Annotated in this window: 15 protein-coding genes and 1 tRNA gene; 5 read left to right on the top strand and 11 right to left on the bottom strand. The window is 61.7% G+C overall.

What is annotated here, in order from left to right:
• Positions 1–137 precede the first annotated feature (137 nt).
• Both BM400_RS01750 and BM400_RS01745 read left to right on the top strand, forming a co-directional pair.
• Positions 138–542: a DUF2237 family protein gene (locus BM400_RS01750; RefSeq protein WP_089836062.1), complete on the top strand. Its 405-nt coding sequence runs from the start codon at positions 138–140 to the stop codon at positions 540–542.
• A 349-nt stretch (positions 543–891) separates the two neighbouring features.
• On the top strand, positions 892–4,278 hold the full coding sequence (locus tag BM400_RS01745) for a TonB-dependent receptor (RefSeq protein WP_089836060.1): 3,387 nt from the start codon (positions 892–894) through the stop codon (positions 4,276–4,278).
• A gap of 75 nt (positions 4,279–4,353) precedes the next feature.
• On the opposite strand, the gene BM400_RS01740 is transcribed toward BM400_RS01745, so the two are convergent.
• A tRNA-Arg gene (locus BM400_RS01740) sits at positions 4,354–4,430 on the bottom strand.
• Between the two features lie 107 nt (positions 4,431–4,537).
• Here BM400_RS01740 and BM400_RS01735 point away from each other — a divergent pair.
• Complete coding sequence (locus BM400_RS01735; protein WP_089836058.1) at positions 4,538–5,104, top strand: DUF2911 domain-containing protein; 567 nt, start codon at positions 4,538–4,540, stop codon at positions 5,102–5,104.
• Between the two features lie 69 nt (positions 5,105–5,173).
• Here the strand turns inward: BM400_RS01735 and gcvPB are convergent, their stop codons facing one another.
• From gcvPB to BM400_RS01685, 10 genes are all read right to left on the bottom strand, one after another.
• Positions 5,174–6,718 (bottom strand): aminomethyl-transferring glycine dehydrogenase subunit GcvPB, encoded by a 1,545-nt coding sequence (gcvPB, locus tag BM400_RS01730; RefSeq protein ID WP_089836056.1) that lies wholly within the window; start codon positions 6,716–6,718, stop codon positions 5,174–5,176.
• Between the two features lie 76 nt (positions 6,719–6,794).
• Positions 6,795–7,022, bottom strand: coding sequence for a hypothetical protein (locus BM400_RS01725; protein WP_089836054.1), 228 nt, complete (start codon positions 7,020–7,022; stop codon positions 6,795–6,797).
• Positions 7,023–7,048: 26 nt separating this feature from the next.
• On the bottom strand, positions 7,049–7,393 hold the full coding sequence (locus BM400_RS01720) for a hypothetical protein (protein ID WP_089836052.1): 345 nt from the start codon (positions 7,391–7,393) through the stop codon (positions 7,049–7,051).
• 2 nt (positions 7,394–7,395) lie between these two features.
• Complete coding sequence (gene gcvPA / locus BM400_RS01715) at positions 7,396–8,727, bottom strand: aminomethyl-transferring glycine dehydrogenase subunit GcvPA (RefSeq protein WP_089836050.1); 1,332 nt, start codon at positions 8,725–8,727, stop codon at positions 7,396–7,398.
• 5 nt (positions 8,728–8,732) lie between these two features.
• Positions 8,733–9,122: a glycine cleavage system protein GcvH gene (gene gcvH, locus BM400_RS01710; RefSeq protein WP_089836048.1), complete on the bottom strand. Its 390-nt coding sequence runs from the start codon at positions 9,120–9,122 to the stop codon at positions 8,733–8,735.
• A 45-nt stretch (positions 9,123–9,167) separates the two neighbouring features.
• On the bottom strand, positions 9,168–9,458 hold the full coding sequence (locus BM400_RS01705) for a muconolactone Delta-isomerase family protein (RefSeq protein ID WP_089836047.1): 291 nt from the start codon (positions 9,456–9,458) through the stop codon (positions 9,168–9,170).
• A gap of 39 nt (positions 9,459–9,497) precedes the next feature.
• Positions 9,498–10,652 (bottom strand): glycine cleavage system aminomethyltransferase GcvT, encoded by a 1,155-nt coding sequence (gene gcvT, locus BM400_RS01700; protein WP_245781625.1) that lies wholly within the window; start codon positions 10,650–10,652, stop codon positions 9,498–9,500.
• 64 nt (positions 10,653–10,716) lie between these two features.
• Positions 10,717–11,226, bottom strand: coding sequence for a hypothetical protein (locus tag BM400_RS01695; protein WP_089836043.1), 510 nt, complete (start codon positions 11,224–11,226; stop codon positions 10,717–10,719).
• A gap of 287 nt (positions 11,227–11,513) precedes the next feature.
• Positions 11,514–13,076: an acyl-CoA mutase large subunit family protein gene (locus tag BM400_RS01690; protein WP_089836041.1), complete on the bottom strand. Its 1,563-nt coding sequence runs from the start codon at positions 13,074–13,076 to the stop codon at positions 11,514–11,516.
• A 124-nt stretch (positions 13,077–13,200) separates the two neighbouring features.
• On the bottom strand, positions 13,201–13,665 hold the full coding sequence (locus BM400_RS01685) for a hypothetical protein (RefSeq protein WP_141223771.1): 465 nt from the start codon (positions 13,663–13,665) through the stop codon (positions 13,201–13,203).
• 83 nt (positions 13,666–13,748) lie between these two features.
• On the opposite strand from BM400_RS01685, the gene BM400_RS21870 reads away from it, so the two are divergent.
• Both BM400_RS21870 and BM400_RS01680 read left to right on the top strand, forming a co-directional pair.
• On the top strand, positions 13,749–13,916 hold the full coding sequence (locus tag BM400_RS21870) for a hypothetical protein (RefSeq protein WP_175528815.1): 168 nt from the start codon (positions 13,749–13,751) through the stop codon (positions 13,914–13,916).
• Between the two features lie 225 nt (positions 13,917–14,141).
• On the top strand, positions 14,142–14,444 hold the full coding sequence (locus BM400_RS01680) for a hypothetical protein (protein WP_342714543.1): 303 nt from the start codon (positions 14,142–14,144) through the stop codon (positions 14,442–14,444).
• Positions 14,445–14,632 lie beyond the last annotated feature (188 nt).

Here is a 14,632-nt window from a genome sequence, read left to right as displayed (position 1 = left end):
GGCATTGTTGCGTTTGCGCCTGGATTCTGGAGCTTCCGTCTGGATAGGATGAACCATATTTGAGGGGATGAAGCTCGGGTCTCTCTCTGGCAAGCAGAGGCCTCGGCATAGGGGGGCGACGGATGGGATACTAGGGCATGGCTACTGAATCGGTTCAACCTTCTCCGCGTGGCAAAAATGTACTTGGGCAGCCGATGCAGGTGTGCGGCTGCGATCCGATGACCGGTTTCTACCGGGACGGCTGCTGCAATACGGGTCCGGAGGATCTTGGGGTGCATACGGTGTGCTGCATCGTGGATGAGAAGTTCCTTGCGACGTCGAAGGCGCTGGGCAACGACTTGACGACGCCGCATCCGCAGTGGGGGTTTCCGGGGCTGAAGCCGGGCGACCGGTGGTGCGTGTGCGCGGCGCGTTGGCTCCAGGTACAGCAGGCTGGAGCGGCGTGTCCGATTGTGCTTGAGGCGACGCATGAAAACACGTTAAAGATTGTGCCGTTCGACCTTCTGATTCAGTTCGCGGTGATCCCGGACCAGTTGCACTGACGAAGTGGCGTGATGGGGCGTTGACGCCAAAGGGTTTGTGCTGGGGGAAGCAGAAAATGGGGGATTTTCCGCTTTCATGGAAAGGCCTCCGTGGGGATTTCTGTGTTTCGCTTTCCGCTTGACATCCGCGCCGTCAGGCATGAGGCTGGAGGTACCAGACGAAATTTCGATTTTTTGGGCATGTCCGGATCGGCATCGGCGTTTGAGCCGTCTCCTTTTTTAACTGCTCAACTGCCCGCAGCGAGCATTCGGGCACACAACCAGATAACGCCCGTCCGACGTCCAGGCCGATCGCATGTGCCTGACGCGAGACCAAACCGACCCACCCCTTATTGGAGCCACGCAACCCATGACCCTTCCCCTCTCTACCAAACGGTTCTGTACCTTTGCAGCGACCGCCCTGGTCTTTCTAGGCAGCCTGATTCCGGCCTCCGCGCAGACGTCGGGCGTGGGCAATATTGCCGGAACCATTAAGGACTCGACGGGCGCGCTTGTGCCGAACGTGACGGTCGTCATCATCAACACGGATACCGGCATCTCCCGTACGGTGACCACTACGGGTGCTGGTGAGTACACCGCTTCGTTTCTTCAGCCCGGCCACTACGAAGTGATCATCGGCGGCGGAGCGTACAGCAAGGTCGATCGTAAGGATCTTTCAGTGACGGTTGGTCAGATTCTGAGCGTCGATGCTGTGCTGACGGCCGGTTCTGTGAGCACGCAGGTTCAGGTCACCAGCGACGCTCCGATTCTGGATACGGATAAGACCGAAGTCTCGCAGACCATCGGACAGCAGTTGATTGGGAACCTTCCCGTCGCGAGCCGTAACTGGAGCTCCTTCGTTCTGAACACGCCGAACGTCGTGCCGGACGGCGGCACGGGCATGGTGAGCTTCCGCGGTATCTCGGGTTTGTACAACCAGAACTATGTGGACGGCGCGAACAATAACCAGATGCTGTTCTCCGAGGCGCGTGGCCGTTCTTCGGGTGCACCCTATGTTTATTCATTGGATGCGATCAAGGAGTTCCAGGCTGAGACCTCGAACTACTCCGTCGAGTTCGGTCAGGCTGCCGGCGGCCAGGTGAACGCGATCACCAAGTCGGGAACGAACACCCTCCACGGCGATCTGTTCTACTATCTGCGCTACCCGACTCTCAATGCGCTCGATCCGCAGACGAAGTACAACGCGAAGTTCAACACGACGAACACGGCGGCAGCGGCGTTCCTGCTGACGCAGCCGATTCACCAGCAGCAGCAGTTCGGTGGCTCGGTGGGCGGACCGATCATCAAGGATCGTCTGTTCTTCTGGTTTACCTATGACGGCTTCCGTCGCGTGGGCAAGGCACTTTATTACAACAACAATCCGATCACGCAGACGCCGACCGCAAGCAACTCGGGTGGAACGCTGATCTCCCCGACGCAGTGCCCGACGACGATTACGAGCACGCAGTGCGCTTCGGCGATCAACTTCATCCTGAACAACGGTTTCGGCGCTCCGACGCGCTTCTCAAAGCAGAACATCCTGTTCCCGCGTATCGACTGGCACATCAACTCGAAGAACGACATGTTCGTTAACTTCAACGGCGCGAACTTCGATTCGACCTACGGCTACAGTGGAGCCAGCACCTTCTCGGGCAGCTCGCCGACCACGAACGGTCCGACCAGCTACCATGAGCGCTTCCTGATTGCGGGCCTGACCACGCAGATCTCCGGACGTTCCATCAACCAGGTTCACTTCCAGTACGGACGCGATCTCGAGACGGCTGGCGCGAATGCCGCTGCTCCGAGCGTCGGGATCGGAACCCTGACCTACGGCATGCCCAACGCTCTTCCGCGTACGGCTGAACCGGACGAGAAGCGCACGCAGTTCACCGATGTCTTTTCGACCTCGCGCGGCCACCACACCTTCAAGTTCGGTGGCGATGTGAACCTCGTCCACGAGGTCATGATCAACCTGTTCCAGGGTGGCGGCATCTATAGCTACTCGGGCACGAACAACCAGACGAACTTCGCGAACTGGGCCGCTGATAGCTTCCGTGGCCAGCCGGGCAACACGGATCCCTATGCGGGATACCACTTCACCAGCTTTGTGCAGACGGTCGACGTGCTGAATCCGCCTGCGAAGGCCGGTCTCGATGACTTCTGGATGAAGATGTTCGATGGCTTCGCCGAAGACTCCTGGAAGATTCTTCCGAACCTGACGGTCAATGTGGGCGTGCGGTACGACATCCAGATTACGCCCCCTCCGATCAAGAACAACACCAACTACGGTGCGCTTTCGACCAAGTACAGCAGCACGATCAAGAACACGAGCCGTGTGCAGCCGCGTATCGGTATCGCGTGGTCGCCTTACGAGGGTACGGTAGTTCGCGCGGGCTACGGTCTGTTCTCTGCCCTGAACCAGGGTTCGACGTACTACGCGATGCGCGTCGAGAACGGCGTGATCCAGGTCAACTACAACTTCACCGGTTGCGGTTCGACCTGCACCGCGTCGAGTGCGGCTGCGGTCGGTCTGCAGTTCCCCAACGTCCCCTTCCTTCCGCCGGGGCCGCCGCTTTCGACGGCTGTGGTTCCGACCGGTGCGACGCAGCCTGCTGTCTCGGGTTCGGGCGCGCTTGGCTCGCAGAGCTTCCATGGTCTCGATCCGAACTTCGTTCCTCCGTACGCGCATGAGGCGGAGCTTGGTATCGAACAGCAGCTTCCGGGCAAGATGTCCCTTTCGGTCGGATACGTTGGAACGCGCGGTATGCGCCTCCCGGTCTTCGTCGATGCCAACCTGGTTGGACAGACGCCGCATGGTCTGCGCAGCTACAATGTACTCGATGGCACGGCTGCCCATAACCTGGTGAGCCAGATTACGGTTCCCGTCTACCTGATCTCGGATCGTATCAACCCTGCTCTGCAGTCCTACAACACGGGCTTTTCGGTTGCGAACACCTGGTATCACTCGCTTGCTGTAAGCGTTCGCCGTCCCTTCCGGAACGGTCTTGAGCTGATCGGTAACTATACCTGGTCGCACGCGACCGATACCGGTCAGGTCCAGGGTACGAACGGTACGTTCTACGGCGGCGACACCCCGCTCGATCCGAACAAGTTCAGCCGCGATAACGGAAACTCCGATATCGATATCCGCAATCGCTTCGTGATGAGCGCTGTGTACCAGCCCAAGATCATGGAAGACAACAAGTGGGTGAAGCATGGCCTGGACGACTTCCTGTTCTCGACCGGCTTCACTGCCTCGGGTGGTCAGCCGATCTTCCTGGCGATGAGCGGCACGGTCTATTCCGGCGGCGCGGGCAGCTATGGCTCGGGCGGCAACATCTACGGTGGTGCGATCAGCTCCGGTTCGGGTATTGCGACGACCGGCCGTCCCCCGCAGATCGGACGCAACAGCATCTACGCGCCGGGCTACTACAACTGGGATATGCGCGTCACGCGTGAGATTCCGATCTGGGATCGGGTCAAGTTCCAGCTCATCGGTGAGGCCTTCAACGTGATGAACAACCGCATCATCACCGGCGTGAATGGCACCTACTCGCAGTACACCTCGACGGCAGCTACAGGCGCGACAGCGGCCTACTGCCCGACGGGTGGTGCAGCTCCGGCTGGCTCAGCACTGCAGGGATGCATTCTGCCCTTTACCGGAACCGGTTCCTCGGCGTTCGGTGCTCCCTCCACCACGGGCAACAGCCTCTATGGCCCGCGTCAATTGCAGATCTCGGCCAAGCTGTCGTTCTAACGCGCAACAGCAACAAGAAAGCGGCTCCGGAGAGTTTCTCCGGAGCCGCTTTTGTTTGTCTGCGTGAGTCTAAGATGGTGCGCCCGAGAAGATTCGAACTTCTGACCTACAGCTTCGGAGGCTGCCGCTCTATCCAGCTGAGCTACGGGCGCCTAATTAGAATCGTACACGATCAGGCGGCGAGTTGACAGAGGTGCGCCGCACCACGCAGCATCAACAGGAGCGCCATTGGCCTCCACGAAAGCGAGATCTCCCACTTATGTTCCTGCGCACACTCTCTTCTGCTGTCTGTACGGGCTTGCTGGCTACTGCCTCGCTCGCACCTTTTGCGAACGCCCAGATGTCGATGCCGATGGCTCCGGCGGGCAAGGCTCCGCTGTCACCACCGGCGACCGCCACGACGACGTTGGCCGGCAAGACGGTTACCGTAAGCTACAGCGCGCCTTCGCTGCGTGGACGCCACCTGGGTGGACCGGAGATCGTCCCCTATGGCGAGGTTTGGCGTACAGGCGCGAATCCGGCGACGACGATTGTGCTGCCAGAGGGCGTGATGATTGGAAAGCTGATGGTTCCGGCGGGTACGTATACGCTGTTCACGCTGCCGACTGCCAAGGAGTGGACGCTGATTGTGAGCAAGAAGACGGGCGAGTGGGGCATTCCTTACCCCGAAGGATTCGATCTTGGGCGAACTCCAATGATGAAGAAGACGATTGGCTCGCCGCAGGAGGTGATGTCGATCTCGTTCGAGCACACGTCCGGAAACAAGACGGAGCTGCATGTGAAGTGGGAGACCACGGACGTGTGGGTCACGGTTGTGGTGATGTAGTTCGATACTGTGCTTCAACGAAGAGGCCGCCTGATCAGGCGGCCTCTTTCCTGTTGTGCAGAGTTTGATTTACCACTCCTTGGCGGCGGTGTCGGCGACCAGGGGGGTGGAGGCGATGGGTGCCTTCCAGCGGAGGATGGGTTTGCGGGCGGCGGTGGTCTCGTCGAGGCGCTGGAGGCGGGTGGTGTGGGGGCTGGTTTTGACCAGCTCGGGGTTCTCCTCAGCCTCGCGGGCGATCTGCTTGAGGGCGTCGATGAGGAGATCGAGCTCCTCGCGGGACTCGCTCTCGGTGGGCTCGATCATCATCGCCCCCGAGACGACCAGCGGGAAGCTGACGGTGTAGGCGTGGAAGCCGTAGTCGATGAGGCGCTTGCCCATGTCGCCGGTCTTGACGCCGTTCTTGGCCTGGAGCTTGTCGGAGAAGACGACCTCGTGGAGGGAGGGCGACTTGTAGGGCAGCTCGAAGGTGTCGAGGAGCTTGGCGCGGATGTAGTTGGCGTTGAGGACGGCGTCTTCGGTGGTCTGGCGCAGGCCGTCGGGGCCGTTGGCGAGGATGTAGGCCAGGGCCCGGACGAACATGCCGAAGTTGCCGTAGAACATGCGGACGCGGCCTACGGTCTGCGGACGGTTGTATTCAAGCCCCAGGGTGCCATCGGCCTTCTCGACCACGACGGGCGTGGGGAGGAAGGGCTCGAGGATCTTTTTGCAGGCCACCGGGCCGGAACCCGGACCGCCGCCTCCGTGCGGGGTGGAGAAGGTCTTGTGGAGGTTCAGGTGCATGACGTCGACGCCGAAGTCGCCCGGGCGGGTCTTGCCGACGAGGGCGTTCATATTGGCTCCGTCCATGTAGAGCAGGGCGCCCTTGGCGTGGAGGATGTCGGCGATCTTGTGGATCTCGGACTCGAAGACGCCGATGGTGCTGGGGTTGGTGAGCATGAGGGCGGCGGTGTCTTCGTCGACGAGGCGCTCGAGCTCTTCGAGGTCGACCATGCCGAGGGCGTTCGACTTGAGGTTCTGGACCTGGTAGCCGCAGACCGCTGCCGTTGCTGGGTTGGTGCCGTGGGCGGAGTCGGGGATGAGGATCTTCTTGCGAGCGTTGCCCTTGCTCTCGTGATAGGCGCGCACCAGGAGGATGCCGGTGAACTCACCGTGAGCTCCGGCTGCGGGCTGGAGCGTGATGGTGTCCATGCCGGTGATCTCGACGAGAGCGTCGGAGAGGGTCTTCATGATCTGGAGACAGCCTTGCGAGAGGCTCTCAGGCTGGTAGGGGTGCGCTTCGGCGATGCCCTCGAGGCGCGAGACGAACTCGTTGACGCGGGGGTTGTACTTCATGGTGCAGGAGCCGAGCGGGTACATGCCGAGGTCGATGGCGTAGTTCCAGGTTGAGAGGCGGGTGAAGTGGCGGATGATCTCGATCTCGGAGAGCTCGGGCATGATGCCGAGGTCGTCGCGCACGGCTGCGCCGAGTAAAGTGGCAGCGTCGATGGCGGGCACGTCCAGCTCGGCGAGGCGATAGGCCTTCTTGCCGGGGGAGGACTTCTCGAAGATGAGGTCCTCGTTCTGGTTGACGTGGGTGGTGACTTTCTTGGGAGTGCCTACGAATTTATCTGACATTGGAACCTTTCCAGCGTGACGAACTTATTCGGGACTTCGGTGCCGACGGGCTTGCGGTTGGAGTGACTCATCCTGGCTACTTCGCGGAGGCTTTGCGGTCACGAGCTAGTTTGATGGTGAGGGCAAACATCAGAGTGGACATCAGGAGCAGGATACGTGGGCCGATCTTACCGTCGGGGCTCTTCATGACCCAGAAAAACAGAGCGAGGATAGGCACGAGAGCGGCGAGCTGCCAGACGATGAGGCGATTCTCCTGATGGACTTCGGCGTACATCTTGGGGTCGTCGGTGGTGAGTGGCTTCATGGTTCTCCTCTCTGCTTCTGAGGCGGCTAGAATTCTTCTTCGTCCGCCAGGTCGCCGGCTTCGGAGTAGGCTCCGGCAACTGGGTTGTCCAACTCTTCTTCGCGCAGGGAAAGGCCGAAGGCCACTCCGTTTTCGAGTTCGATGGTGAGGGCTACGCCTTCGTCGAAGATGGCCTTGGTGACATTCTGGCCGATCTGCGCACAGAGGGCGTTGCGGTACTCGGGTTCGCCGTATCCAACCGAGAAGTCAGTCAGCAGGACGAAGGGCCACGCGTAGAGGCTGAAGACCGGGCCTTCGAAGCGGAGGCGGACGAAGTCCTGTACGAACTCCACCGCCACCAGCTCCTGTCCTACGATCTCTTCAATATCCATCGTTATGCCTTTGCCAGCGCGGCGGATGCTGCGTCCATCTGCTTGCGGGTGGTGACTTCGGTGGCGCACCAGAGGGTGGCGTTGGGGCCAAGCTCGGGGTACCACTTGGCCAACGGGAGGCCGCCGATGATCTTGTGGTCGAGGAGCTTCGCGTTGGTGGCTTCGGCGTTCTGAGGCAAGTCGAGAACGAACTCGTGGAAGCGGGGTGCTCCGTCGAAGAGGACGTTTCCTTTATCCGCCAAAACGCTCTTCAGGTATGCCGATTTCGCGAGGTTTTGCTCGGCCAGCTCCTTCATGCCTTCCTTGCCGTAGACGGTGAGGAAGATGGTCGTCATCAGCGCAACAAGGGCCTGGTTGGTGCAGATGTTCGAGGTGGCCTTCTCGCGGCGGATGTGCTGTTCGCGGGTGGAGAGCGTAAGGACGAAGCCTCGCTTGCCGTTGACGTCCTTGGTCTCGCCGATGAGGCGTCCGGGCATCTGGCGGAGGAACTTTTCCTTGCAGGCGATGACGCCGCAGTACGGGCCGCCGTAGCCGATGGAGACGCCGTACGACTGGGCTTCCATGGAGACGATGTCGGCCTCGACGGGAGGCTTGACGACGCCCAGCGAGATGGCTTCTGCGATCGAGACGATCAGCAGGGCGCCCTTCGCGTGTGCGATCGCGGCGATGGCGGCTACGTCTTCAATCGTCCCGAAGAAGTTGGGGGACTGGATGAGGACGCATGCCGTGTCGGCGTTGATGGCTGCGTCGAGCGCCTCAAGATCCACGCGTCCGTTGGCGGTGTAGCCGACCTCGGTGGTGGGGATCTCCTGGTGCTGCGCGTAGGTGGCGACGACCTCGCGGTACTCCGGATGCACCGTGCGAGCGATCACGGCGGCGTTGCGGCCGGTGACGCGGACGGCCATCATGATCGCCTCTGCCGCGCCGGTCGAGCCGTCGTACATGCTGGCATTGGCGATCTCCATGCCGGTCAGTTCGCAGATCATGGTCTGGAACTCGAACATGGCCTGGAGCGTGCCTTGCGCGATCTCGGGCTGGTAGGGCGTGTAGCTTGTCAGGAACTCGCCGCGCTGCACCAGCGAGTCGATGATGACGGGCTTGTAGTGCTTGTACACGCCCGCGCCGAGGAAGCTGGCGTAGCCGGTGGCGTTGTTCTCGGCATAGCCCTTGAAGCGGTCGATGATCTCGCTCTCGCCGTGCTGCCGGGGGATGGCGAGGTCGCGCTTGAGCTGGTATTCCGCGGGGATGGTCGCGAAGAGATCGTCGATCGTCGCGACGCCGATCTCTTCAAGCATCTCCGCACGGTCGGTGGGAGATTTTGGAAGGTAGCGCATAGGTCTTAGTGTCCGGTCTCTTCGCTGGTGAAGGTGTCGTAGTCGGTGGAGGAGAGAAGGCCTTCGACCTCGGCTGGGTCGGAGAGCTCGATCTTCATGATCCAGGTGGTGTTGGCTTCGGTGTTGATGGTCTCGGGGGCATCGTTGAGCGCTTCGTTGATCGCGGTGACGGTGCCGGAGACTGGCGAATAGAGGTCGGAGACGGCCTTCACGGATTCAACCGAACCGAAGATCGCGTGGGCGGTCAGCGTGTCACCGACCTTGGGCAGTTCGACGAAGACGATGTCGCCGAGCGAGTTCTGGGCGTAGTCGGTGATGCCGACGGTGCCGATGGAACCGTCGACGGAGATCCACTCGTGTTCCTTGGTGTATTTGAGGTTTGTGGGGTAGGGCATGTTTTTTGAATTCTCCGTCTTCGATTGTATGTTTTATGCAGCTTTTTAGCGGGGTGCAAATCCTGGATAGGGATCGAGTCCGGTGACGACGGCGAAGTGGAGCATGCCACGCTCGGCCAGCGGAAGAGTGTCAACGAGAGCCCGTGCCTCCTCTTCGGAGGAGGCTTCGAGCAGGATGGCTGCGCCGGGTTGGTCCTTGCGGCGCCAGATGGCACGGATGGAGCCTGCGGCATAGAGTTCGCGGACCCGATTCGCTTCGAGAGCGATGAGCTCCGGAGTCCACTGGTCAGGCGGGAAGAGGTCCATTCGGCGTTCGGTGAGGACGAGGAATTGCATGGGGCTCCGGGGTGATCTATCTCAGACGCGGCGGCAAGGCTACACGGTGGGTGCGACGACCTTCTTCGGGCGTTTGTAGAACGGTGTTGGGACGACCTTGGCCTTGACCAGGACGTCGCGGACCTTGACCGCCAGTTCGGTGTCGAGAGCCGTGTATTCGATGGGAACGTAGGCCAGTGCGATGTTCTTTTTCAGGAAGGGAGCGGGCGAGCCGCTGGTGATCTCGCCGATATTGACGCCGTCGGCGTTATAAACTGCGTAGCCGTCGCGACCGATGCCGCGCGCCATCATCTCGATGCCGACCAGCCTGCGGCGTGGGCCACCCTCCGCCTGGATGGCGAGCAGGGCCTCCTTGCCGACGAAGGACTCCTTGTCGAGCTTGGCGTAGCGGCCAAGGTTGGCCTCGAAGACGTTGATGGTATCGGAGATCTCGTGGCCGTAGAGGGCCATGGAGGCCTCGAGGCGGAGGGTGTTGCGTGCGCCCAGGCCGCAGGGCATGATGCCGAACTCGGCGCCCGCGGCGAGAATCTCGCCCCATACGCGGTGGCTGGTGGGCTCGTCCGATGGAATGTAGATCTCGAAGCCGTCTTCGCCGGTATAACCCGTGCGCGCAATCATCACGTTATACAGGCCGCAGACCTTGCCCCAGGTGAACCAGTAGTTCTTGATGGTGGAGAGGTCGGTGTCGGTCAGCTTCTGGAGCGTCGCTTCAGCCTTGGGGCCCTGGATGGCGAGCTGCGTGTAGTAGTCGGAGAAGTCGTTGATGTGGACCGAGGGCATGTGGCCAATGGTTTTGCGAACCCACTGGATATCCTTCTCGCGGGTTCCGGCGTTGATGACGATGAGGTAGTCATTCTCGGAGAGCTTGTGGACGACGACGTCGTCGACGAACGTACCGTTCGGGTACAGCATGGCCGAGTAGTGCGCCTGCCCCACCTGAAGCTTGGAGGCGTCGTTCATGCAGAGCTGGTTGACGGCGGCCAGCGAGCCGGGTCCGCGGAGCTGGATGTCGCCCATGTGGGAGACGTCGAAGAGACCGACGGCTTCGCGGACGGCCATGTGCTCGGCGATGAGGCCGGCATAGGTGACGGGCATGTCCCAGCCGCCGAAGTCGACCATGGAGGCCTTGTGCTCGCGATGACGGGCATTCAGGGCGGTCTTGCGGAGTACGGGGGACGAGGTCATTTCAGCCATGTGCAGGATTCCTTCGACGTAAAAACGTATGGATTAACGATAGCACCGTGATATGCCAGGGGCATCAGGGCAGGTGACGCCTCAGTTCCTGGGCCGTGCCGTCGGTGGCCGGGCCCTGTGTCTGCCAGCGAACAGTGCCGGTGGAGTCAACCACAAGGAGGTACGCGGAGTCGCCGCCTTTGTAGCGTGCCAGGGCGCGCCAGGCGTCTTCGCCGGTGATGATGGGGAGGAAGTGGGCATGCGCCCGTTCGGGGACGGACTTCTTCATGGATCGGGTGACGAAACCACGGAGGGGGCGTGGCACCGAGGCCAGCATGGCCAGCTCGTAGTACTGCACGGTGGGGGAGCCGTTGTAGTCGGCGGCGAGACGCTTGCCCCAGGCCGCGACCTCGTCCTGTGATCCTCGGGAGAAGCCGATGACGAGGATGGCGGTGTGGCCGTGGAGGTCGTCGGGAAGATTGACCTGGTTGCCGGCCAGCGCCTCGGTGTGGACGGCCGGGATGGATTGCGCAGGCAGAGCGAACGCGGACAGCAACGACGCTGCGCAGACGAGATGGGTCAGAGTACGAAACACAGTGAGATCCTCGTGAAAAACTCTCAGTTCTATCCTCTACGAAGTAGGGATGCCAAGTCCTTGGACGCACGAAACGTTGCGACCGCATTCACAATGCAGGCCGATCTGTTCGCGGTGCTGGAGCCAAGGTTGCGGCTATCGGGAGAGCAGGCTTCTGGGGTCGGAGACGAAGATGGCGAAGACGAGTGCGATGCGGAGCCAGAGCTTCATGGCTGCCCTCCTTGGCGTTCGATGCGTGAGACGTGCCCTGCAACGGGATTGTTTCCGGGGCGCATCTGGATCGCGTCTCAAATCACGACGGTCTCGCGATATTCGCCAAACACCGTCCGGAGTGTGTTGGCGATCTCGCCAACCGTCGCATACGCTTCGACGGCTTCGACGATGCGGGGCATGAGGTTGGTGGTGTGGCGGGCAGCTTCTTCCACGGCGCGCAGGGCGGCGGCGTGAGGGGTGGGGTCGCGGCGTTCGCGCAGAGCGCGGAGGCGTTCGACCTGGCGGCGTTCGAGGTCGGGGTCGATGGACTGGGTGGGGGTAGGAGCGGCTTCGCTCTGGAAGGCGTTGACGCCCACCACAATGGTCTCGCCGGAGTCGACGGAGCGCTGGTACGCGTAGGCGGCGTTCTGGATCTCGCGCTGGACGTAGCCCTGTTCGATGGCGCGGAGCATGCCCATGCCGTTGGGGTCGAAGGCGGCGATGGTGTCGAGATAGACCTGAGCACGCCGTTCGATCTCGTCGGTCAGGGATTCCACATAGTAGGAACCGCCGAGTGGGTCGGCGGTCTGGGCGATGCCGCTCTCGTGGGCGAGTACCTGCTGGGTGCGCAGGGCGATGCGGGCCGCCTGCTCGGTGGGTAGTGCCAGGGCTTCGTCAAAACCGTTCGTGTGGAGCGATTGAGTCCCGCCCATGATGGCTGCCATCGCCTCGACGGCGGTGCGTACGATGTTGTTCTCGGGCTGCTGCGCAGTGAGGGTCGATCCTGCGGTCTGGGCGTGAAAGCGGAGCATCCAGGATTTGGGGTCCCTGGCGCCAAACTCCTCGCGCATGATGCGAGCCCACATGCGGCGTGCCGCCCGGAACTTGGCGACCTCTTCGAAGAGGTTCGAGTGGGCGTTGAAGAAGAAGCTGAGGCGCGGGGCGAAGGCGTCGATGTCGAGGCCTGCGTTCAAGGCGGCGCGAACGTAGGTGACGCCATCGGACAGGGTGAAGGCGACCTCCTGCACGGCGGTCGAGCCGGCCTCGCGCATGTGGTAGCCCGAGATGGAGATGGTATTCCAGGCGGGAACCTCCACGGCGGCCCACGCGAAGATGTCGGTGACCAGGCGCATCGCGTCGGCGACCGGATAGATGTAGGTGCCGCGCGCGATGTACTCCTTCAGGATGTCGTTCTGGATGGTGCCGGAGAGCTTCTTCGGCTCGATGCCCGCTCGCTTTGCAGCGACGCAGTACAGCGCGAGCAGGATCGAAGCGGTGGCATTGATGGTCATCGAGGTGGAGATGCTGTCGAGGGGAATGCCGTCGAAGAGGCGCTGCATGTCCTCGATGGAGTCGATGGCGACGCCCACCTTGCCGACCTCGCCAAGAGCCAGGGGCGCGTCGGAGTCGTAGCCGATCTGGGTAGGAAGGTCGAAGGCGACCGATAGGCCCTTGGTGCCCTGGGCGAGCAGGAACTTGTACCGGCGGTTCGATTCCTCGGCGTCGCCCATGCCGGCATACTGGCGCATGGTCCAGAGGCGACCGCGGTACATGGTCGGCTGGATGCCGCGGGTGTATGGGTAGGTGCCGGGGGCATCAGGGCCGTAGACGAGCTCGACGGGAATGCCGGAGGTGGTTGTAAGAGGCTCTTCCGCCATGGGGGAGAGTGTACTGCCCGTGAGCGGAATCTGGCTCAGATTCCTGGGCTGCAGTCGCAATCCGTCTGGTGCGCTCCATCGGTGTGAGCGTTACAGGCATTCTTCCGATGGTCCGCAGGATCGTTTAGCCGCGGCTCTTACGGTTGGCGCGGACGAAGCTGCTGACGCAGAAGTAGGCGAAGAGGCAGAACATGCCGATCGAGAGCCAGAAGTGCTGCCGCTCGTAGGTGGAGGCGGTCGAGGAGATGCCGACGCGGTGGATCCAGACGCTTTGGGCTCCTCCTGCTGCGACCAGAGCGAAGAAGACTCCGGTGACCTCGAGCCACAGGACCTTTCCGGCGCGTGCCGTAGGCCCCCACACGGCCTCCCCAAACCTCTTGCCGCCGCGTTTGACCCCCTCGCGGGTGGCTTTGGCGGAGGCGGCCGCACGGACGACGGGTGGCGGAATGACGGTCGCGGTTCTCTGCGGAGCCGGTTTCGCCGCGGCGCGCGGGTTGGGCGACGCGGCTGCGTCGACGGCCTGGGCGATGGTCTTGCCAGCCAGTCTTGCTCCGATCCCCAATGCGCGACCGAACTTCACCGAATCCATGGAGCAAGTCTACAAGGGCCAACCCACCCGGGGAAACCATCGCGCATCCAACCCCCGAAGAACGCCCAAGGGAGATGGAAACCATGAAGAGCCTGATCTTTACCATTGGCGGAGTTTGCGCCGCAGCCGCCGGTTTTTTTGTCTGGAATACGATTCGCACCCAGGGCCTGATGGGCCGGACTCCGGTGCCGGTCGACCAACTGGCGCATCGCCTGGAAGAGGCCTGGGCGGATCATCACACCACTGCTTAGCAGTGCGTTCCGCGCCCGGGGTCCGCGGCTAAGCGAAGACAGGATCAAAAACCGGTTAAATGATGTGCGGCAGGAACGGTCATTGCGGCTCAACCGGCTTAGGGGTATGCTCGTCAAAAGAGGAGTTCGCTCCTTGTGCCGCAATGCCGTTACTGCCGTTGTTTCGCAAGCGGTGGTAGCGCCTCACCCGATGTGCCCTACCCGGAGGGGTCATTGAATCAACAGGTGAAAAATCTCATCCAGAAGCTCGGCGAAGCGATCCATGAGTCCGTCTCGGAGTCGGAGCATATAGCCGGCGTCGTGAAGAACATCCGCGAACAGGGTTTCGATGTCCTGCTCATGCTCGAGGCGACGATTGGCCTGAACGAGCTGGAGATGGACGAAGCCGAGTCCGCCACCCCGGGCGAGCAGGCGGAAGAGGTCGAAGGGCCCTTCACGTCTTCGGACCTCAGCTTCCTGAAGTCGCTTCGCATCAGCATCACCGAAGAGGATACGGAAGAGGTCGCGTCGGACGAGCCCTCGGAGTAAGCGGGCTTCGCGGACGTCGCATCGAGAGCACTCAACACGGCTCCGGAAGCCTGCCTGAACCTGCCTCAAAATCCAGCGCTCCCGTTTTGTTTCTCTTTGTTCAAACCAAAATGTTAGACTCCCGGCTCGGCGCACCTTTGGGTCGATTTCCGCATCCGAAGGGGGTGGCTTCTGTTTTTGTTGTCGTT

The sequence above is a fragment of the Granulicella pectinivorans genome (assembly GCF_900114625.1).
Lineage (GTDB): Bacteria > Acidobacteriota > Terriglobia > Terriglobales > Acidobacteriaceae > Edaphobacter > Edaphobacter pectinivorans.
Note: the sequence above shows the minus strand (reverse complement) of the source record. Positions and strands in the feature narration are given on the sequence as shown.